The sequence below is a fragment of the Enhygromyxa salina genome (assembly GCF_000737335.2).
Lineage (GTDB): Bacteria > Myxococcota_A > Polyangia > Nannocystales > Nannocystaceae > Plesiocystis > Plesiocystis salina_C.
The window spans coordinates 1-20,421 of the sequence record NZ_JMCC02000119.1 but is presented as its reverse complement, the minus strand read 5'-3'; the positions used below and the strand labels follow the sequence as shown (position 1 = coordinate 20,421).

General features: G+C 68.8%; 16 protein-coding genes and 1 tRNA gene. 9 read left to right on the top strand and 8 right to left on the bottom strand.

Translation table 11 applies throughout. The features are described 5' to 3' along the window. The first annotated feature begins 128 nt into the window (after positions 1–128). Positions 129–1,487 (top strand): aminopeptidase P N-terminal domain-containing protein, encoded by a 1,359-nt coding sequence (locus tag DB30_RS34095; protein ID WP_052557054.1) that lies wholly within the window; start codon positions 129–131, stop codon positions 1,485–1,487. A 15-nt stretch (positions 1,488–1,502) separates the two neighbouring features. On the opposite strand, the gene DB30_RS41880 is transcribed toward DB30_RS34095, so the two are convergent. After that, positions 1,503–2,078: a ComEA family DNA-binding protein gene (locus tag DB30_RS41880; RefSeq protein ID WP_205633129.1), complete on the bottom strand. Its 576-nt coding sequence runs from the start codon at positions 2,076–2,078 to the stop codon at positions 1,503–1,505. Positions 2,079–2,102: 24 nt separating this feature from the next. Between DB30_RS41880 and DB30_RS34085 the strand changes: the two genes are divergently transcribed. The 3 genes from DB30_RS34085 to DB30_RS34075 are packed head-to-tail and all read left to right on the top strand — an operon-like array spanning position 2,103 to position 5,223. After that, entirely contained in the window at positions 2,103–2,399 is a 297-nt protein-coding gene (locus DB30_RS34085) for a (2Fe-2S)-binding protein (RefSeq protein WP_052557051.1), read from the top strand. Positions 2,400–2,411: 12 nt separating this feature from the next. Beyond that, a complete protein-coding gene (locus DB30_RS34080) occupies positions 2,412–3,707 on the top strand; it encodes a hypothetical protein (protein WP_052557048.1) in 1,296 nt (431 codons plus the stop codon). Then, entirely contained in the window at positions 3,607–5,223 is a 1,617-nt protein-coding gene (locus DB30_RS34075; RefSeq protein ID WP_052557047.1) for a hypothetical protein, read from the top strand. Before DB30_RS34080 ends, DB30_RS34075 begins: the two co-directional genes overlap by 101 nt. 24 nt (positions 5,224–5,247) lie before the next feature. Here the strand turns inward: DB30_RS34075 and recG are convergent, their stop codons facing one another. Together recG and DB30_RS43260 are read right to left on the bottom strand one after the other, a co-directional pair. After that, a complete protein-coding gene (gene recG, locus DB30_RS34070) occupies positions 5,248–8,061 on the bottom strand; it encodes an ATP-dependent DNA helicase RecG (RefSeq protein ID WP_052557044.1) in 2,814 nt (937 codons plus the stop codon). Between the two features lie 57 nt (positions 8,062–8,118). Further along, a complete protein-coding gene (locus tag DB30_RS43260; RefSeq protein WP_420870695.1) occupies positions 8,119–8,250 on the bottom strand; it encodes an FHA domain-containing protein in 132 nt (43 codons plus the stop codon). Between the two features lie 403 nt (positions 8,251–8,653). On the opposite strand from DB30_RS43260, the gene DB30_RS34060 reads away from it, so the two are divergent. From DB30_RS34060 to DB30_RS34050, 3 genes are all read left to right on the top strand, one after another. Further along, positions 8,654–8,803, top strand: coding sequence for a hypothetical protein (locus DB30_RS34060; RefSeq protein ID WP_153258444.1), 150 nt, complete (start codon positions 8,654–8,656; stop codon positions 8,801–8,803). 290 nt (positions 8,804–9,093) lie between these two features. After that, the gene (locus DB30_RS34055; RefSeq protein ID WP_146661876.1) at positions 9,094–10,893 is read left to right on the top strand and encodes a hypothetical protein; all 1,800 of its coding nucleotides are present in this window, start codon (positions 9,094–9,096) and stop codon (positions 10,891–10,893) included. A 63-nt stretch (positions 10,894–10,956) separates the two neighbouring features. Further along, positions 10,957–13,155, top strand: a complete 2,199-nt coding sequence (locus tag DB30_RS34050; RefSeq protein WP_146661874.1) for a tetratricopeptide repeat protein — start codon at positions 10,957–10,959, stop codon at positions 13,153–13,155. Positions 13,156–13,408: 253 nt separating this feature from the next. Here the strand turns inward: DB30_RS34050 and DB30_RS34045 are convergent. Together DB30_RS34045 and DB30_RS34040 are read right to left on the bottom strand one after the other, a co-directional pair. Beyond that, positions 13,409–13,480 (bottom strand) — tRNA-Cys (locus tag DB30_RS34045). A 136-nt stretch (positions 13,481–13,616) separates the two neighbouring features. Then, a complete protein-coding gene (locus DB30_RS34040; protein WP_052557031.1) occupies positions 13,617–14,417 on the bottom strand; it encodes a coiled-coil domain-containing protein in 801 nt (266 codons plus the stop codon). 353 nt (positions 14,418–14,770) lie between these two features. On the opposite strand from DB30_RS34040, the gene DB30_RS34035 reads away from it, so the two are divergent. Further along, positions 14,771–15,334, top strand: coding sequence for a hypothetical protein (locus DB30_RS34035; RefSeq protein WP_146661872.1), 564 nt, complete (start codon positions 14,771–14,773; stop codon positions 15,332–15,334). A 37-nt stretch (positions 15,335–15,371) separates the two neighbouring features. Continuing rightward, complete coding sequence (locus DB30_RS34030) at positions 15,372–16,391, top strand: threonine aldolase family protein (protein WP_052557027.1); 1,020 nt, start codon at positions 15,372–15,374, stop codon at positions 16,389–16,391. Between the two features lie 342 nt (positions 16,392–16,733). Here DB30_RS34030 and DB30_RS41875 read toward each other — a convergent pair whose 3' ends face one another. The 3 genes from DB30_RS41875 to DB30_RS34015 all read right to left on the bottom strand — a co-directional run. Further along, positions 16,734–18,365 (bottom strand): GYF domain-containing protein, encoded by a 1,632-nt coding sequence (locus DB30_RS41875; RefSeq protein WP_052557025.1) that lies wholly within the window; start codon positions 18,363–18,365, stop codon positions 16,734–16,736. Between the two features lie 520 nt (positions 18,366–18,885). Then, positions 18,886–20,169, bottom strand: a complete 1,284-nt coding sequence (locus tag DB30_RS34020; RefSeq protein WP_052557021.1) for an adenylosuccinate synthase — start codon at positions 20,167–20,169, stop codon at positions 18,886–18,888. After that, on the bottom strand, positions 20,166–20,421 hold a 256-nt coding region (locus DB30_RS34015), incomplete at its 5' end, for a hypothetical protein (RefSeq protein ID WP_165704077.1). The genes DB30_RS34015 and DB30_RS34020, both read right to left, overlap by 4 nt.

Genomic DNA, 20,421 nt, shown 5'->3' with positions numbered 1-20,421 from the left:
ACCCCGGACCGGGTCGACGCCTACCGAACTCACCGCGAGCTGTGCCGATGGACACGCGAACGCACATTCACATCCGCGTCCCACCGCTCGAGGTCCCGCGCGGTTCGGCGTTGTGACAAACTCGCGGCATGCCTACTGGTCCCCGTCCCTCGGTCGAGGCCTACGCCGAACGTCGCGCGCGCATCGCTAACCGGCTTGGATCCGAGTCGGGCGCGCTCTTGCTGTACGGCGGCGCCCTGCAAACCCGAGCCAACGACACGGAATTTCGGTTTCGGCCGGACTCGGATTTTCACTACCTGACGGGCCTCGAAGAGCCGGGCGCAGTCATGCTGTTGGTTCCGGGAGCCCAGGGCGGCGATCCCCGGTTTGTTCTGTTCGTGCGGGAGCGCGATCGTGACGCGGAGATCTGGAGCGGACGGCGCATTGGACCGACCGGTGCAATCGAGCAATTTGGGGCAAGTGAGGCGTTTGCGCTGGCCGAGCTCGACGAGCGACTCCCTGCCCTGCTCGACGGGTGCGAGACCGTGTACCTACCCGTCGGGCGGTGGCCCACCCTCGACGCTTCGCTGGCCAAAGCGGTCAGCTCGCTACGCCGACGCAACCGCGAGGGTCGGACCCCGCCGCTGCGCTACGGCGAGGCTGCGGATCTCGTCGGTGAAGATCGCATCCTCAAGGACGCCGCCGGGCTCGCTAGCTTGCGCCGGGCGATCGACCTCAGCGCGGCCGGACACGTCGCGGCCATGCGCCAGGCCAAGCCCGGGATGTGGGAGTACGAGATCGAGGCGCTGCTCGAGTACGAGTTCCGCCGACGCGGGAGCTCGGGGTCTGGCTACGGCAGCATCGTCGGCAGCGGCGACAACGCCACGGTGCTCCACTACGTCGACAACTGCGACCAGATGCGCGACGGCGAGGTCCTGCTGATCGACGCCGGCGCCGAGTGGGACTATTTCAGCGGTGACATCACCCGCAGCTGGCCGGTCTCGGGCCGGTTCACGGGCGAGCAGCGGGCCGTCTACGAGGTGGTGCTCGCGGCCAACCTCGCGGGCATCGAGCGGGCGGTCGTCGGCAGCAACATCGACGCGATCCACGAGACCTGCCTGGACGTGCTGTGCGAGGGCATGGCGGAGCTGGGCCTGTTCGAGTCGCTGGCCGGGTTGGGCGCTGCCGCGGCCGCGCAGATCCGAGATGAGGCCCTCTACAAGCGCTACTACATGCACCGCACCAGCCACTGGCTGGGGATCGATGTCCACGACGCTGGCCGCTACACGCTTGGTGGCGTGCCCCGGCCGCTGGCGCCCGGCCACGTCCTGACGGTCGAGCCGGCGCTCTACATCGCGGCCGACGCCAGCGATGCGCCAGCGCGGTTTCGGGGCCTCGGCGTGCGGATCGAGGACGACGTGCTCGTTCGCGCGGAGGGGCCGGAGATCCTGAGCGCGGCCGCGCCCAAGCAGATCGCGGAGCTCGAGGCGATCATTGGGCGTGGATAGTTTTTCTAGCTGCGGTCACTCGGCGCGAGCGCGAGCGCGAGCGCGAGAGCGGATCGCCGCGAGCCGCTTGGGGCCGATCCCCTTGACCTCGAGCAGGTCGTCGACGCGCGGGTAGGGCCGGCCGGCGATGATCCGCTCGGCGAGCTTTGGGCCGATCCCGGCGAGGCTGGCCAGCTCCGTCGCGGTGGCGGTGTTCAGATCCACGACCTGCTCGAGCGCGGCGAGCTGGTCTGGGGCCATGCGGGCGACGGGCGGGCGCGCGCAGCCGAGGCCAAGCTGGCGCAAGCCGGGATGGGCTGCGCAGACGCAGGCGCCGAGTGCAACGCTGTCACCAGGACCCAGCGCACGAGACGGCGCGGCCCGGCAGTGGGCCTGGAGGTCGCGGAGCAGCTCGTGGTCACACCACAGCCGGCCCTCGATCAGCTGGGCCCGCTCGCAGGCCAAGGGCGCGCCAAGGCTGGCGGGCGGCGGACACAGACCCAACAGCGAGCCGATCAGGGCGCCGACCAGGGCGACACCGGTCAGCAGCGAGGGCAGCCAGCTGGGCGCACGCATGCGAGCTTCGTCGACCACCAGCCAGCCCGTTTGCATCTTTTTGGTGCTAAAAGACCAAGGATGCGCGAGAAGGATCCGCTCGTGTGCCACTGCCTCGCGGTCGCCGAGTCCGAGGTCCTGCACGCGATCCGCAGCGGCGCCGACTCGCTCGAGTCCGTCGGCCACTACTGCGAGGCTGGGACCGGGTGCCGGAGCTGTCACGAGCCGATCCGTGCGCTGCTCCGCGACCACGCGCGGCTCGAGCTCGCCCGGCATCGCGCACCCAAGTCACTGCGCCAGCTGTCGCTGTTCGACGAGCTGGTCGACGACAGCGGCGGGCGCCGAACGTCGGCGCCCATGGGCAGTCACAAACGCTGAGCGGCGCCGCGGATGTCGTACCCAAACCTGATCGGCGCTGGCACTGTCGTTGGGCTCGTCGCGCTTGGGACCTGCGTCAGCGTGGCCCCAAGCGCACACGCGAGCAACAACGTCCATCCCAGGACGCCAGTGCTGTGGCCCGATGCCCCCTGCATTCAGACCGTCGATCGCAGCGCCGATCCAAGCTTCGCGTTCAGCTACGAGATCCCCAGCGAAGACACGCAGCTGTCGGGCGACGAATTCGCCGACAGCCGTCGCCATCAGTTCATCGGGTTTTGTCGGCAGTGGCCGGCCGGGCGTCCGCCGCCTCGCTACATCTCGCTCTACGACCTCGAGCGCTCCGTCGCGGCGGACCTCGAGCTCCCCGAGCTGCTCGACGACCCCGAGTCGACGCTCGAGACCAGCGAGGTGTGGAGCGGGTGCTGGACCAGGATCACGGCCGACGACGATCGCCGCCCGATCACCTTCGAGGTCGCCGCGCTGCCGGTGATCTGGGACACGCTCGATCCAGCGGGGGTCGAACCGGGCACGTGGCTTGTCGCTGGCTACACCTGGGAGCCCCCCTACAACCTGTGGCGACGGGCCCCGTGGGTGCTCCGCGTGCTCGACGAACCGGCGCCAGCCGAGCCAGCGCAGGCCGCCGTGAGCATCGCCGACACCGCGGACTACCTGTACGGCGACGAGGTCGTCGAGCTGCCGATCTGTGTTCACGCGACCGCCGGCTCCGCGCTCTCGATCGAGTGGGCGCCAAGCAAGCCCGAGCTGCTCGAGTGGAAGGCGATCGAACAGCTCGCCCAGATCGCCGTCGAGGGTCCCGACCAGCTGGTTGTCCCCTTCACCCCGCCCGAGGCGAGCTTGGGCTTGACGATCGTGCTGCGGGCTGTCCTCGAGCAGCCGCTTGGTGACGGCTACGTCGGCCACGGGCTCGACCCGGTGATCGTGTTCGGTCCCAGCGACACGGGCGACGGCGACGGCGACGGCGATGGCGACGGGGACGGCGATGGCGACGGCGACGGCGACCCTCGAGCGACCGGCGACACCGGGACCGGGGGCACCTCTACGGATGGATCGGCCAACGAAGACGGGGCCCACGGCGCCGGTCATTGCTCCGTGCACCCTGCACGTGGCAGCATCTACGCGTATCTCGCCACGTTTGGTGTTTGCGCTTCAATTGCGATGCGACGCCGCAGGCGACAGGTCAGGACCCATGAACGACAGCACGCTCCACCATGTTCGAGGCCCCCTGTGCCTGGCCCTGCTCGTCACCACGCTCGCTGCGTCCGGCTGCAAGAGCGACGACGCCGATGACACCGCCAACGACGGCGAGACCGACGCCGGTGACGGCGACGGCGACGGTGATCTCGACACCGGCACCGACACGGAGACCGGCACCGACACCGGCGACGGCGACCTCGAGTCCGCGACCTTGACCCACCGGTTCGGCACCCGCGAGCTCTCGCCCTACCAAGAGACCGAGCCCTGCGTGCAGTGGACCTTGGACAACGAGGCGCCGCTCTACGTTCAGGCGGTCACGCTGAGCAACCTGGGCTACTTCCACCACTCGAATTGGTTCGTGGTCCCCAACGAGCTGTACGCCGGTGAAGACGGCTACTTCAAGTGCAGCGACCGCGGCTTCAACGAGCTCGGCGCGGCCACGGGCGGGACCGTGCTCTACGCCCAGTCGACCCAGTCCTTCGTCGAAGAGCAGCGCACGGGCGCGGGCGCGGTCATCAAGATCCCGCCCAATCACAAGGTCATCGCCGACCTGCACATGCTCAACGTCGGGCCCGACACGGTGTCGACCGACCTGTTCATGACGCTCGAGGTGATCCACCCCAAGGACGTCGACGTCGTGCTCGCGGCGATCCGGGCCAGCTACATTGACCTGGACATCCCGGCGGGCGAGGTCAGCAAGTTCACCGGGGTCTGCAACGACTTTGGTCAGCGCTACGCCGAGGCAACCGGGGCGCCGCTCGACATGAAGCTGCACTACGTGCTGCCGCACTATCACTACCTCGGCAACCACTTCAACCTGAGCTTCATGGGCGGGCCGCTCGACGGCCAAGACGTGTTCACCGTCGACGGCTTCGACGCCAGCGCGATCGGGGGCGTGTTCGATCCGCCCCTCGATCTGACCGGGGTCGAGGGGGTGCGCTACACCTGCGGCTACGACAACTGGCGCGACGTCAACGTTGGCTGGGGCATCGGTGACCAAGAAATGTGCGTGATGCTGGCTCTGGCCGAGACCAAGATCCTGCTGGATCTGTCGGTCACCGGCGGGACCCAGGCTGTGGGCGTCGACGCGAACGGCGTGGTCGAGTACGAGGGTCCGTGCGGGATCCTGGCGGTCCCCAAGAACCCTGCGCTCGGGCTGCCCACCGAAGCCGAGCGCGATGGCCCGCTGCTGGTGCCCGACAGCGGCGACGAGGGCATCCCGCCGATCCCAGAGTGCACCGATCACGATCCCAGCGTCGCGCCCGTCCTCGCGCCCACGCTGGAGAACGTGTTCGCCGCCGTGTTTCAGCCATCGTGCATGTTCAACGCCTGCCACGGCGTCTCGGGTCAGGCCGCCGGGCTCAACCTCCAGGCGCCCGATCTGCTCACCGAGCTGCTCGAGCACGAGGTCCTTGGCAACCCTGGCGGCGCGCTGATCGAGCCTGGCGATCCCGAGGCGTCGTGGCTGTACCAGGTCCTGGCCAGCTGCGAGCCCATGACCGACGGCGGCGTCACGCAGACCCACATGCCCCGCAACGCGCCGACGCTGCTCGGCGATCAGAGCGTCGCGCTGGTCCGCGACTGGATCGCCAACGGGGCGAATCCCTGAGTCGAGCGGCCCGGGCCCGATCAATCAGCCCGACTCGCCCGCCCACAGCTGCGCGTCGCCCGTGCGCAGGCGCAGCTCCATGCGCAGGACCGGGTGCCGGGCCAGGTTGGGATCGTCTTCGATGATCGCCAGCGCAGCCTCGCGCGCGGCGACCAACATCTTCATGCCCTCACCCGAGAAGCTTGCGAAGCGCAGCCGAGGCACGCCGGACTGCCGGGTGCCAAACACCTCACCCGGCCCGCGCAGCTCCAGATCCCGCTCTGCCACCACAAACCCATCGGTGCTGGCCTCGAGCACTTGCAGGCGCTCGCCCGCGTCTGATCCGCGCTCGTTCGCGGTGTGCAGCAGACACTCCGAGTACCCGGGCGAGCGACCCACGCGACCGCGCAGCTGGTGCAGCTGCGCGAGGCCGAAGCGCTCGGCGTGCTCGACCAAGATCGCCCGCGCGTCGGGGACGTCGACGCCCACCTCGATCACGGTGGTCGCCACCAGCACCTGGACCTCGCCGGAGCGGAATCGCTGCATGACCGCGTCCTTCTCGCGACCGAGCATCCGGCCATGGACGACCGCGAGCTCGTGCTTGGGCAGCAGCTTGCGAAACGCCGCGGCGGTGGCCTCGACGTCCGACGCGTTGATCGCCTCGCTGGCCTCGACGAGCGGGACGACCACGTAGGCCTTGTCACCCGCGCGGACCCGATCGACCAACGCCGCCCGCGCGCGGCCGAGTGAGCGCGGCCCCGCGAACACCTTGGTCTTCGGCGCGACGCGACCGGGCGGGAGCTCGTCGATCACCGACACGTCGAGCTCGCCGAACGCGGTCAGGGCCAGGCTGCGGGGGATCGGCGTGGCGGTCATGACCATCAGGTGCGGCGCCTCGCCCTTGCCCCGCAGAGCCCCGCGCTGCTCGACCCCAAACCGGTGCTGCTCGTCGACGATGACCAGCGCGAGCCGGCTGAAGTCGACGCCGTCGACCAGCAGCGCGTGGGTGCCGATCAACAGATCGATCTCGCCCGCCCCGAGCAACGCCAACAAGCTGGCTCGTTGGGCCCGCGGGGTTGACCCGGTCAGCAAGCCCACGCGGACCCCAGCCAGCTCACACCACGACGCCAGGCTGGTCCGGTGCTGCTCGGCGAGGATCTCCGTCGGAGCCATCAGGGCGGCCTGGGCCCCCGCGTCGATCACCGCCAGCGCCGCCGCGAACGCGACCGCGGTCTTGCCGGATCCAACGTCACCCTGGACCAGCCGCAGCATCGGCTTGGCCCGCGCGAGGTCACGCTCGATCTCGGCGACGACCCGCCACTGCGCCGCGGTTGGCTCGAACGGCAGGCAGGCCCGCAGTCGCTCGCGATCGAAGCTGCCCGCGGCCAGTGGCGGCAGCGCGCAGGGGGTTGATCGATAGACCCCGCGCTGGCGCAGCAACCCGAGCTGCAAGAAGAAGAACTCCTCGAACGCCAAGCGACGGTGCGCCGGGCTGTCGCGCCGCATCAACGCTTGCAACGCCGGCTCGGACAGATCCTCGGGGGGATCGTGGAGCATGCTCAGCGCGTCGATCTGGCTCGGCAGCGCGTGCGCGCGAACGAGCTCGGCCGGCAGCGGCTCACTCAGCTCGGCCGCGTGGAGCCGCTCGATCGCCGCGCGACACAGCTTTTGCAGCGTGCGCTGGCCGATGCCTTCGACGATCGGGTAGCGCAGCGCGATGCCAAGGCCAAGCGCCGGGTCGAGCACGTCTGGGTGGACCATGCTCAGCTTCCCGCGGAAGTGCTTGACGACCCCCGCGAGGATGATCGGCGTGCCCGTGGTGACGCGCTGGCCCAGGCCGCCGACCGGGTGAAACCACTTGGCCTCGAGCCCGAGCCGCGCGCCGTTTTTTTGGGTCTGTTCGAGGCGCAGCGTGGCCGAGTAGCGGCCGCCAAACCAACCTTGGCGAAAGCTGCGGATCACGCCATCCACGACCACCGACGCGCCCTCCTCTACATCCTGTAGCGAGGTGGTGTGCCTGCGATCTTCGTAGCCGAGCGGCAACAGGTACGCGAGATCCTCGATCGTCTCGAGGCCGCGGGCGCTCAGCTTCTCGCGGGTCCGCCCGCCGACGCCGGGGAGTACCTCGACGCTCGCCTGTCGCACTTGCGCCGCGGCCTGCAGCGCCGCGAGCTCGACGGCGTGCGTGGGAGAGAGCGAGGTGGCCGTGGGTGTCGAGGTCGTCGGTTTTTTGGCGCCTCGCTTCGGGTCAGCGTTCGCGTGCGTCGTTGGATCTGGTGAACCTCGCGTCGGCTTGGCGCTCGACTTGCCGCCCGCTTTCTTGCTGCCCGACTTCTTGCTGCCAGACTTCTTGCTGCCAGCTTTCTTGCTGCCCGACTTCTTGCTGCCAGACTTCTCGGCCGCTTTCTTGCTGCCAGACTTCTCGGCCGCCGATTCGTCGGGGGGCGCGGCGACGGCATCGCTCGCCGCTCCCCTACCCTGGCCCTCGACCGGCCCCGCGCTGTCGTTCGTGGCCCCACCGGACTTTCCGAGTCGCCGCCCGAGGTCCTGCTTGCGCCGACGCGAGCGAGGCTGTGCGGCCTCGGACGCGTCCGTGCGCACAGCAGTGAGCGTCATGCACAGCCGCAGCCCGTGCGCGACGACGCGGCTGCGATCCTGTCGGCCCCGCTCGTCGAAGCGATCGAGCCCGCCTCGAAAATGCCGAAGCTCGCGCTCTTGCGCCCCCACCCCGGCCGTGAGCAGTTGGTCCGTCGACTCGCGCAGCCGCGCGCCCAGATCGTCGGCGAGCACGCCGGCGAACTGATCAGTCGCTGCCTCGCGGAGCGCGAGCCGCAGTCGCTCGAGGGGATCGCTGCCCATCTGCGCCACGCAGCCTAGGAGATCCGAGCACCCCGGGGAACACCCCCCGCGACCAGCTCAGTACGGCGCTTGGAAAGAGAACCGCAGCTCGTGATCGCAGAGGTAGTACACGTTGCCCTCTTCGACGTGGTGATCATCCACCCGCTCACCGGCAAACTCGATCCCGTTCGTGCTGCCGAGATCCTTGATGTAGTACTCGCCGCCGCGTCGGACGACAGCGCAGTGCCGTCGCTAAATGTTGGCGTCCTTGATCGGCAGATCCGAGAACTTGCTCCCGCGACCGATCACGAACTGCTCTTGATCAACCGTGTACCAGTTGCCCTCGAAGAACAGATAGAGCGGTCGGTCCTCACCGGCCTGCGGCGCGGATGAGGGCGGCGGTGTGCCTGGAGGTGGCGGCCGGCCACCAGGTGGCGGCAACCGACTGGGTCCGCTGCCGGGGGTTCCCCCACTGCCTGGAGCACTGGGTGGACCGCTCGGCCTGGCCGGGGCGCCGGGGCGAGGCAAGGTCGGACGACCACCCGATGCAGCCCGCGGGCGCGGTGGACCGCCACGCCCCCCAGGCGGACCTGGCGGCGGCGCGGGTGCGGGCGTGTTCGCTTCGCTCGCCGCAGTGGGCGATTTTTTGCGCGTGAACAACTGGATCAACGCGGCCTGGACGATTTCGTCGGTGGATACGCCGCGACGCTTGGCGAGCGCCTCGACCCGCTTCCAGATGTCGTCTCGGCACTCGAACTGGTGAGCCGTCTTGTTCATGCCGTTTCCTGAACTGCCTGCGCAGCTCTCATCGCCGGTTCTGCGCCGTGCGACAAGCCTGAGCCTAGGTCGAGGGTCGGCGAAGGGTCAACTAAGCGCCGCTCACGTGGGCACCGACCAGACGGGTGATCAGCCTGATCGGTCCGACAGTCAGCTCACGCAGGCGCGATCTGGCGGTCGTAGGATCACCAACTGGACCCGAGCGCCAGGGCATCGCGGCCGCTCGCGCACCGCGCGAATCGGCGCAGCTGCGCTGTGGAGGTATGCTGCGGGCCGATGCTCTGCCGCTCGCACGGCCTCCCGAGCGAGATCGGCCGCCCACCTTCCACGCTCCGCGCCAGTGGTTCGCGACGGCGCGTGCGGGCGCGCGGCACGGGCCTCGCGTGTGGCCTCGCGTGCGGGCTCGCGCTGCTTGGTGTCACCGATGAGGCCCACGCGGCGCCGGGGGTCGCGAACCGGCTCGCCGGCCCCAACGCGCAAGGACCCGCGACCGCTTCGGTCACGGGCATCTATCACAACCCCGCGATGCTCGGGCAGCTCCCCGGCTTGAGCTTCGAGACCACGCTGCGCGCTGGCGTCGATCACCTCTCGGTCCGTCGATTTGGGATCGCGACCAACGGCCAGCCGATCGACGCGCTCGGGGGACCCGTCAACCTCGTCAACCCGGCGGCGGACTACTTCATCGGCGCGAGCTTCCTGCTCGATCCAATCGCGATCGGGGTCGCCGTCCACACGCTGGGTTCGCGGTTTCGCATCAACAGCGATCCCAGCCTCGACTACCACCTCGTGTCCGAGACCGACATCGGCTGCGCGCTCGATGGCTCGCGGATCTGCCCGCAGCTGCGCAAGGGCGGGATGCTCGAGATGCGCACCGACTTCGACATCGCGCTGGCGTGGAACGCCCTCGACTTCATGAGCATCGGCGCGACCGTGCACCTGCCCCGCCAGCGCACCTACTTCGCGCGAGACGTCGACTCGGTGCTGACCGGGGCCAACGCGGACACCGGCTGTGACCCGCAGTCCGCGTCGGTCGAGAACGCCGCCTGCGCGGAGCGCCTGAGCTTCAGGGGAAGCTCGCGGCTGCGTTGGTTTGGGCTCAACCAGCTCCCCTCGACGCGCCTGGATCTCGCCGTGACCTTCGGGGTCGCGTTCGACATTCGCGATCGCGTCGTGCTTGGTCTGCGCTATCGCACGCAGCCGCTGCTTGGGGGCGGCTCGATCACCCTCAACGGGTCGAGCGCCGTGTGCCTGCCAACGGGAAGCAACGCTGACAGCGGGCTCCCAGCTTGCGAGGGCGCGACCTCGATCGACGCGACCTTGTCCGAGCAGATCCCTCAAGAGCTGGCGGTTGGCGCCGCTGGCGAGATCGGGAACTGGGCGCTCGACGCCAACCTGTATTGGATCGACCGCTGCCCGGGCGGAACGCCAAAAGGCTGCGACAACCGAGACAGCCGCTCGCTCGAGCTGGTTGGCCTCGATCAAGACGCGTCGACGCTGCCAGAGACCACGATCTACCGGGGCTTCAAGGATCTGTTCGGCGCCGAGCTGTGGGCCCGCTATCGCCTCGACGATCTGATCGGCGCCAACCTGCCCTACTACAAGGTGTTGTGCAGCGGGAGCGAGGGGATCGATCCCGCGACCGGCAAGCGCCTGCGATGTGTTCCACGGGCGGACCTGCTGCTCGGGGTTGGCTTCAACTCCCCGGGTGTGCGGCCCGGCGCGCTGACCGTGACCAACAGCGATGGCTGGACCTTGCTCGCCACGATCGGCACCAGCTTCAACCTGCCGGGTCGCAACGGCACATGGTCGCTGGTGCCTGGGTATGGCGTCGACTTCTTGGTTCCCACCCGCGTCGGCCCCGGCGGTCACGACCCGGCGTTCACGCCCGCGGCCGCGATCGAATTCGAAGCCAGCGGGGCCGACCTCAACTCGCCCGCCGCCAACTCGGTGCTGGCAGGTCGGGGGCTCCCAACCAACGCCGGCGTGTACACCGGAGCCGTGCACACCGTGATGTTGGGCGTGCGCTGGTCCGAGCGTGGGTTCGGCGCCCGTGAGCTGCCGAAGAACCGCAAATGACGACATCTGCCCCGCTGAAAACGGGTCCTGGCCCCGCCCCGATCCACTCCGTACACTGTCGCCGTGGCTCCACGCCCCGTGTCGCTCCTCGCTGTGCTGGTCCCCCTGTTGGTGTGTGCGCCGGCTTGCACCAAGACGACGGGTCCAGACAGCAACGCCCCGCTGCTCGTCGCTCCCAAAACGATCAACGATCTCGATGACTACGCGGCCGCGCGCAACGCCTACGCGCTGTTGAGCGTCGATGACGTCGGCCGCCCGGCAGCGCGGGCGCAGCTGCGCGACTACTTGATCGGCTACCTCGATCGCGCGCTGTCGGGCGATCAGCTGACCCAGGCCGTCGACGCGCTCGAGCAGCTCAGCGGGCTGTGGGTCGCCGCCGAGCTGCGCGGGCTCAGCCCCGATCCCCAGCTCGCCGCTGCGGCCGGGCGCGTGTACCAGCGGGTCGCCCGCGCGGGCGACGAGCGCCCCGCCCTGCTCGCGCTCGCGCTCGTTCAAGCGTTCTCTGACAGCTCGGGTCGCGCCGACGCAGAGCAAGGCTACGCCGCGATGCAGGACTGGATCGGACGAACCAGCGGGTTCGGCAGCGATCCCAGCTTCGACGATCACCTCGACCGCCTGCTCGAGGACGTGACGGCCCACTTCCCCTCGCCCTTCCTCGTCGATCAGCTCGCCAACGTCTACCTCCAGCGCTACCGCAACGCCCAGCGCCAGGGCAGCTTCTCCAGCGTCAGCGATCCTCGCGTGCCCTTCACCGGCTACTTGTTGGCGCGCCTGTACCTGCGCGCCGACGATCTCGACGGGGCCGTGGCGGCGCTGGACAAGATCGAGATCGACGGCCCGACCCAGGCCCTGCGCGAGCTGATCCGCGACGCCGCGAACATCGACAACCGCTCGCCCGCCGATCTGGATCAGCTCACCCGCGAGTTCGTCCCCGAGCCCGACAACCGGCTCCCCGAAGAGATCGTCAACCAGGCCTGGGGCATCGTCGACAACCTCGCCGCTCGCAGCCTCGCGCGGTTCCCCGATCACCCGCCCGCTCACCTCGCGCGGGGCCGGGCGCTGCGCTCGCGCAGCTATGTCGAAGCCGCGATCATCCACTACGAGCGAGCGCTAGGGGGCAAGACCCGCGCGACGGACCGCGAAGATCTCCACCAAGCCTGGTCGGAGCTCGCCCAGCTGTACCAGTTCGCGCTCGAGGTCCGCGCAGAGTCTGGGGCCGCTGGTACGGAGCAGATGCTCGCGCGCGTCGAGGACTTCCACGACCGCGCCGCCCACACCTGGCCGCAGCGGCCGGTCGCGCCCGGCATCGAGTTCGCGTGGATGAGCGTGGCGATGGCGGAGTTCAACGCCGGCCACATCGATCGTGCGTCCGCGCTGCTCGAGCAGACCATCGCGCTGACCCCCGAGCCCGCCGCGCTGTCCCTGCTTGGCACGATCGCCACGCGGCGCGGCCAGCTCGACGACGCGCGCGCCCAGCTGCGCCGGCTCGAGAAGCTCGCGGCCAGCTCCAGCGATCAGCTCGACCGCTACGACTGGCAGATCAGCGCGCGCATGAGCCTCGCCGAGGTCGAGGCCCTCGCCGGTGACCGCGAGGCCAGCGTCAGCGAGCTGCGCGAGGCCCTGAGCCTGCTCAACACGCTGCTGAGCTACGCCGGCCTCGCCGATCAGCTGCGCGCGGAATTTTCTCTACGGCGCGCGCGGGTGTTCTTCTACCTGGGCGAGATCGACCTCGCGATGAGCGACGTCCGCGACACCCAGCGGCTCGCCCCCAATCGCGCGGACGCCTACACCGAGCCGCTCATGTTCACGGTGCTGCACGCCCACCTCGACGAGGCCGCCGAGATCTTCGCTGCCGCCCTGGCCCGCGACGCGAGCGGTGCCGAGCTCGAGGTCTACTACTCGCTGTGGATCCTCGACCTCGCCGCGCGGCTTGGACAGCCCGCCCCCGCGCTCGCCAGCGACTACCTCGGCAGCTACGCCGCCAACGAAGCCGCCGAGCCGTGGCAGCGCAAGCTGGCCCGTCACGCGCTCGGCCAGCTCAGCTACGGGGACCTCACCCAGGCCGCCAGCGACACCCGCGAGCGCTCCGAAGCCTGTTTCTACGAGGGCCTCGCGCGCTGGCGAGACGGTCGGCAGGCGGCCGGCCTCGAGCTCATGACCAAGGTCCTCGAGCAGCAGATGATGGGCGACTTCGAGTACCAGATGGCGCAGATCTATCTGCGCTGGAACGAGCTCCCAAAGACCGCCCGCGCCGCGATCTAGTTTTTACCCCCACAGAGACTTTGGCCCTTCGCCGACTGCAGCCGCTGACGCGGCTGCAGTCGGCGAAGCACAACCTGTACCCGTCCGCCGAAGCCACGCGAGCCCCCTTCTAGGGGGCCACACATGCGGATGCGAACAAACGGCCCCGAGGAGCGAAGCGACCAGACGCGTCAGCGGCTGCAGTCGGCGAAGGGCCAAAGTCTCTGTGGGGGTAAAAAAAAGCCGAAGGACCCGGGGAGGGTCCTTCTTTGTGAGGCACGGGCCGGATTCGAACCGGCGAATAGAGCTTTTGCAGAGCTCCGCCTTACCACTTGGCCACCGCGCCGCAGTCAGCCGTCTTGGGGGCCGGTCATCTAACATGGCCCGCGAGGGCCCGCAAGCTGCAAACGAAGACGCCGACGCGAAGGCTCGCGTCGGCGTGGTGCGCAGCTGCGACTTGGGCAGCCTCGGCCAGGATCTTGCTAGATGCCGCCGAGTGGGGCGTCGCCGCCACCAATGCTGAGCTTGTCCTTGCGCTCTTTGGTGACCGGCTTCTTGGCTGGCGTGCTGCTGCCACCGCCACCACCACCACCGCCGCCGCCCTTGCGCTTGTTCTTGTTGGCGGCGAGCGCCTCGTCGAGCGCCTCTTGCTCTTGCTTCTTCTTCTCGATCTCCGCCATGATCTTGGCCTTCTCGGCGTCGGACGTGGCGCTGGCGAGGGAGGCCTCGAGCTCGGCCTGCTTGGCCGCGTTGGCGGCCATGTTGTCCTGCAGCTCTTGGGCCTTGGCCTCGAGGTCTTTGAGCTCTTGCTCCTTCTCGGCCAGCTGGGCGGCGATCTTGTCCTTCTCTGCTTGGTCCTCTTGGCGCTTTTGGTAGAAGAAAATTCCGCCGCCGACCAAGCCGATGCACAGCACCGCCGCGGTCGCGTACAGCCAGTAGGGGGTCTTCTTGCGCTCGGCCATCTTGACCTGCGCGTCGAGCCGCATCTGCTCTTCGCGGAGCCGGGCCTCTTGCTCGGCGCGGCTGCGGGCCTCGGCCTCGGCGACACGGATCCGCTCCTCACGCTCTTTGCGATCGTGCTCTTCTTGGGCGAGGCGGGCTTGCTCCGCTTTCTCGCTGCGGATCCGCTCTTCTTCCTCGCGAGCCTTGCGCTCGGCCTCTTCTTTGGCGCGGCGCTGTGCGTCTTCGCTGGCGCGGACTTCGTCCTCTACCTGCTGGACACGCTGGGCTTCGAGGTTCTTGAGCTCTTCGAGCGCGATCAGGGCTGAGTTTTCTCGTGACATGCTGGGACCTCCGCTTGGACGGGCGACGAATCGATGGACAGTCTGGGCTGCTGGGCTGGGGCTGCCGGCGACAGCCATGGCTAGTGGCGAACGGCGATGGCCGTGAGGTCGAATGCTCGCTGACCCTTCGGTATCGGGGAGCACGGACCGACGGCCGAACGCTCCTGCTGGACTCTTGGTCTACCTCCGAACGCTCGCCGAGTGCCACTCAAAAATGCCGGAATTTTGATCAGTTCGCCAGGACTACCTAGCGTGCTGACATGACCGGTTCCGGCTCACAGCAAGCCAACATAGCTACCGCTCGTGCCGCCGCGATCGGGCGAGGCGAGCGACGAAGCCACGGATCGAGTCGGTTGACGGGCCGATCGGCAGCGGTGGTTGGCGCGCTCGCGTTGACGGTGTTGGCGATCCCCACCCTTGCGATCGGGGCGCGCGCCGGCGCCCTCGCCGAGCCGACGCACAGCTCGCCGAGCACGATGGCCTTCGGTGTCGCCCCGCTCGCGCTGATCGAGAACCGACGCCTGCTCAGCTACCCGCTCGATCAAGTCTGGCCAGCGGCGATCCGCTATCTGCGGATCGATCGCGGCTTCGAGATCACCGATCGTGATCAGGACGCGGGCTACATTCTGTTTCAGTTTCCGCTCGAGGGCCAACGGATCGGATCGGGCAGCCTCGAGATGTTCGCCACCGACGACGCTGCGGGCCGCGCCAGCGTCAGCATGAGCGTGAACACCGGTGCGGGTCCCGTGCACCTGCCAAACTCGATCTTGGACGGGATCTCGGCCAAGGTCCGCGCCGAGCGGGGCCAGCCGTCGCCGCCTCCGCCGCCGCCCAACCAAGAAGAGCCGCCCCCCAAGCAGGACGATCCACAGGACGATCACTCGGTCCCGCTCATGCCCCCCTCGGAAGACCCCTGAGCGACCCGGCAGCGGGTGCACGTAGTAGAACCCACGCGTGCAACTGATCGACCTTCGCAGCGACACGGTCTCGAAGCCGACCCAAGCCATGCGCGAAGCCATGGCCCGCGCCGAGGTCGGCGACGACTGCTACGCCGACGACCCCAGCGTCAATGAGCTCGAGCGACGGGTCGCGCAGCTGCTTGGCAAGCCAGCCGCGGTGTTCGTGCCGTCCGGGACCATGGCCAACCAGCTCGCGGTTGCGACCCATGCCCGCCCCGGTGAGGCGCTCGCGTGCGCACCCGAGGCCCACGTGTTGGTCCACGAGGACGCCGCCCCTGCCCGGCTCTCGGGTGTCCAGACCATGCCGATCGGTGATCGACGTGGATTCTCGGCCGCGCAGCTGTTGCAGCGTCTACGCGAAGAGAGCACCGGGTGGCCGCGCGTGGGCCTGGTGTGGTTGGAGAACACCCTCGGTCTCGCGGGGGGCTTGGTCTGGAAGTTCGAGCAGCTGCGAGCGATCGCCGAGCTCGCGCACGCCGAGCGACGACCGATCCACCTCGACGGGGCGCGGCTGTGGAACGCCCACGTCGCCACCGGCCGCTCGATGGCCGAGCTCGCCAGCGTGGCCGACAGCGTCAGCGTCTGCCTCAGCAAGGGCCTGGGCTGCCCGGTCGGCTCGCTGCTGTGTGGCGAGCTCGAGTTCGTGAGTCGGGCCCGCGCGAGCCGTCACGCGTTCGGCGGCGCGATGCGCCAGTCGGGTGTGTTGGCGGCTGCAGGTCTGCACGCGCTCGAACACCACGTCGATCGGCTGCGAGATGATCACCGTCGGGCCCGCGAGCTGTCCCACGCCCTCGCAGATCTCGGCTGCTGGCGAGCGATCGAACCCGAGACCAACATCGCCCTGTTCGCGCTCCCCGATGGCCCAGACGCAGAGGTCTTGTGCGCGCCTCTACGCGAGGCGGGGGTCCTCTGCTACCCCAACAAGTACGACGAGATCCGTCTGGTCGTGCACCTGGGCATCGATGACGCCGCGATCACCACGGCGATCGATCGCATCCGTCGCGTGCTGAGCTGAAGCACTTGAAGCGAGTGACCTGCGAAGTGCCAAGCTCCCCGGGGGGGTCAAAAAAAGCCCCCTTCGAGGGGGCCAATCATGCCCCCGCATACAAGCGCCCCGTCGGGAGCGAGCGAAGCGAGTGACCTGCGAAGTGCCAAGCTCTCCGGGGGGGTCAAAAAAAGCCCCCTTCGAGGGGGCCAATCATGCCCCCGCATACAAGCGCCCCGTCGGGAGCGAGCGAAGCGAGTGACCTGCGAAGTGCCAAGCTCTCCGGGGGGGTCAAAAAAAGCCGGGGTCAAAAAAAGAGGGCCGCTGCTGCGGCCCTCTTTTTTCGGTTCCGGCGATGCGCCGATCAGGCCATCACAGCCGGAAGGTGAACGTGACGCCCTGCTGCTCCGCTTGGAACTTGGGGAACTTCGCGTTCTTCAGCGCATTGGCGACGCACTTGCCGACCGACGAGGAAGCGTGCTCGCCCTGTGGGGTCGCAGAGATCACCTTGCCCGTGGACCCTTGAATCGAGAACTTGACCTCGACCGCGGTGCCAGAGCCGCAGCTCTTGGCGGCCGTCTTCACGCCCTTGATGACGGGGGTGATCTCGCCGCTGGTGAGCTTCGGCGGGAGGCTGGTGTCCACCGCCGGCTTGGAGCTACCACCACCGCTGCCACCGCCGCCGCACTTGGGCAGGTTGGGATCGAGCAGACAGTCGACGTCCGGGTCTTTCTTCGTGGCGCCCCCACTAGAGCCGCCCGAGCTGCCGCCCGACGAGCCAGCGGAAGAGCCGCCCGAGTCACCGCCCGAGCCGCCGCCCGAGCCGCCGGAGGTGGTCTTTTTCTTCTTGGTGGTGCTGGTCGACTTTCCGGCCAGACCGCCGGCCGAGTCGCCTTCGGTCTCACCCTCGGTCTCGCCAGCTTCAGCCTCGGCAGCCTCGTCGTCCTTCTCGTCGTCCTCGCCCTCGTCCTTCTCGTCTGACTTGGCCGAGTCCTTGGCGGAGTCCTTCTCTTCGACCGACCCCGGGACCGTGACGACTTCCTTGATGACTTGGGGCTCGGGATCTTCCTTGAGGAAGATCATGGCACCAAGCCCGATCAAGCCTGCGGCGAGCAGGAAGATCAGGATGTACATGGGCGCATTGCTGCGCTGCGGCTCGGGAGCGACCGGCGCCACGACAGGCGTCTCGGTGACGAGCGGCTCGACCGAGAGCCCGCCAAGTCCGCCACCGCCGAAGCTGGGCAGCATTTCTTCCTCGCCGCCACCACCGCCGCCGCCGCCGCCACCGTCGGAGCTGCCCATGTCCATCATCGCGCCCATCGCCCGAATGTCGATGAGGCCGGAGCCCTCGGATGAAGGCGCCGTCGTGGACGGAGCTTGGCGAACAGGCCCGGCCGAAGCCGGCTTCGAGGTCGACGCCATCGCCTTGAGGCTGTCGAGTGAGAACAAGACCGAGTTCTCGTTGCGCTGCCCGGTCAGCGAGTCGACGCGAGGTGACTCGGCTGCCGCGGGAGCCGCCTGCGAGGGCGCTGGCTCAGAGCCGAACCCGCCGCCACCAAACTCGCCGCTCCCTGCCGCGAACGCGTCGTCCGAGCCGGAGCTGGCGAAGGGATCGTCAGCCGCCGCAGCCGCTGCGATGCCGCCCCCTCCCGCCGCACGATCGGGCAGATCCGCGAACGCCTCGATCTGGCCGAGCTCGAGCCAGTCCTCGAAGCCCTCTTGCCAAACGGAGGTCGACTTGTCGATCTGGCCAGCGTCGTAGCGCCGCCGAACTTCGTCTTCGGGGAGCGGGCCGACCGTGTCGCCGTCGATCGCCAAGTGCCAACCAGCTGGCTCTTCGGACGCGGGCTCGCTCGCCCCGGCGTCAGCCTCGGCGCTCGCCGCCTTGTCACGGACGATGATGACGTTGCTGCACTTCTTGCAGCGAATTTTGAAGGTCTTACCGCGGACTTTTTCGTCCGCGATCGAGTACTTCGCCGCGCATTTATCGCATTCAATCCTCACGACACGCCCTCTGCCAATCGTCGCTTGCTGGTCTTGTCAGATGGCTGCGCTTGGGACCCAGCGCGAGGCCTAGGATTTGGTCCGGCGCTGTGCCCACTCTTGAAGTTGAAACGAGGCGTCATGGGAGACGGGGAGTCGATGTGTCAGGGCAATTGGGAGAAAGCAATTGGGGGCTCGGTTCGCCCCTACCCCGACCGGGTGGGGCCGCAGTATATGGAACCAAGTCTTCGCCGACAACCGTGCAAATTTGGTTGATTTGAAACGGCCGCGGAGAATACGCCAAGCGGGGCCAAGAAGCTGGCGAATGAGCGCCTGGGACCCCCCGTGGGGGTGTAGCGAGGCATCCCGGGATCCGGCGAGTTGCCGGCGTGGGATACCCGCGAACCCAACTCGCCCGGTCCGCAGCGGCCACCAACAAGCTCGCGGGGCTGCTGAACCCGCGCAGCGGATCTTGACGAACACCCGGATCCGGGCGTTGCCCAGCACGAGAGATCCGACCGCCCTCAACCCACACGCGGGCTCAAAACGCGGGCGTCAGACGTATGGTCTGTTCGCGGTCTGGGCCGATCGAGACCAGCGTGATCGGGACCTCGACGTAGTCACTGACCAGATCCAGGTACGCGCGCACGGCCTTGGGCAGCTGCTCGAGCGAGCGCGCGGCGCTCACCTGCTCGGCCCAACCGGCGCCCCCCCACCCTGCGACCGGCTCGTAGACTGGGACCGCGTCATCAAAGCCGTCGCGGCCGGGATCGAGATCGTCCTGGTAGCGCGTGCAGATCTCGATGGCTGGAAGCTGCGCGAGCACGTCGAGCTTGGTGACGACGAGGCCGGTCAGTCCGTTGCGGCGCGCGGCGAGGCGCAGCGCTGGCAAGTCCAACCACCCGCAGTCACGCGGGCGGCCCGTCGTTGCGCCGTACTCCCCGCCAGCGGCCCGGATGCGATCGCCCTGCTCGCCGTCGAGCTTGGTTGGAAACGGACCCGCACCGACGCGCGTCGTGTAGGCCTTGGTGATGCCCCAGACGCCGTCGATCAGCGTTGGCCCGATCCCGAGCCCCGTGCACACGCCGCCGGCGATCGTCGAGCTCGAGGTCACGTACGGATAGGTGCCGTGATCGACGTCGAGCAAGGCCCCCTGCGCGCCCTCGAACAGCACACGCTTGCCAGCGCCAACGAAGTCGAGGACCTCGGCGCCGGCGTCACAAGTCATCGGCCCGATCCAGTCGACCCACTTGGCCGCGGCCTCGCACAGCGCGTCGATGTTGACGCTGCGATCGCTGCCAAACCGGGCGAACTCGGGATCGAGCGCGCGCTTGTTGTGCTCGAGCCGCTCACGCAGACGCGCGGGGTTGAGCAGGTCGCGGATCCGAATCCCCCGCCTGGCCACCTTGGCTTCGTAGGCGGGGCCGATCCCACGTCGCGTGGTGCCGATCTTCTGCGCGGTCGAGGCGTCCTCGCGCAGCGCGTCGAGCTCGCGATGAAACTCGAAGATCACGTGGGCGTCGAGGGAGACCCGCAGCTCGTCCTGCTCGAGCAAGCCGTGGGTGCGCAGCTGGGCGATCTCTTCGGCGAACACCTCGGGATCGATGACCATCCCCGCCCCCAGCAAGCAGCGCGTGCCGGGGTAGGTGCAGCCCGAAGGCACCAGGTGCGTGACGATCTTGACGCCGTCGACGACCAAGGTGTGGCCGGCGTTGTTGCCCCCGGCAAACCGGGCGACCAAGTCGGCCTCGGCCGCGAGCACGTCGACGACCTTGCCCTTGCCCTCGTCCCCCCACTGCGCCCCAACCACCGCCAGCGTACTCATGTGTGCTCCTGCCCTTGCTTGGTCATGATCTTCTCCGACTCTTGCCGCCACGTCGCGCCGCTGCGACGCAGGCGTTGACGCACGATGGTTGCTGCGCTCCCGCGCCCGACCACCCGCAGCCAGGTGAGCCGATCCGCGGCCCGGCGCTCGGCTTGCCGCTGGGCCTGCTCGAGGTCGGCCTCGCTGTCGATCCATGCCCGGAGCCCCCGCTTGCGCGCGGCGTGGGTCTCGGCCAGCGCGGCGGCTCGCAGC

What these genes read in the sequence shown, in the direction of transcription:
- recG (WP_052557044.1), bottom strand. Translation starts at nt 8,061, where the DNA reads ATGGGCAGCGATCCCCTCGAGCGACTGCGGCTCGCGCTCCGCGAGGCA.
- DB30_RS41880 (WP_205633129.1), bottom strand. Translation starts at nt 2,078, where the DNA reads ATGCAAACGGGCTGGCTGGTGGTCGACGAAGCTCGCATGCGTGCGCCC.
- DB30_RS34085 (WP_052557051.1), top strand. Translation starts at nt 2,103, where the DNA reads ATGCGCGAGAAGGATCCGCTCGTGTGCCACTGCCTCGCGGTCGCCGAG.
- DB30_RS34020 (WP_052557021.1), bottom strand. Translation starts at nt 20,169, where the DNA reads ATGAGTACGCTGGCGGTGGTTGGGGCGCAGTGGGGGGACGAGGGCAAG.
- DB30_RS34075 (WP_052557047.1), top strand. Translation starts at nt 3,607, where the DNA reads ATGAACGACAGCACGCTCCACCATGTTCGAGGCCCCCTGTGCCTGGCC.
- DB30_RS34055 (WP_146661876.1), top strand. Translation starts at nt 9,094, where the DNA reads ATGCTCTGCCGCTCGCACGGCCTCCCGAGCGAGATCGGCCGCCCACCT.
- DB30_RS34095 (WP_052557054.1), top strand. Translation starts at nt 129, where the DNA reads ATGCCTACTGGTCCCCGTCCCTCGGTCGAGGCCTACGCCGAACGTCGC.
- DB30_RS34040 (WP_052557031.1), bottom strand. Translation starts at nt 14,417, where the DNA reads ATGTCACGAGAAAACTCAGCCCTGATCGCGCTCGAAGAGCTCAAGAAC.
- DB30_RS34080 (WP_052557048.1), top strand. Translation starts at nt 2,412, where the DNA reads ATGTCGTACCCAAACCTGATCGGCGCTGGCACTGTCGTTGGGCTCGTC.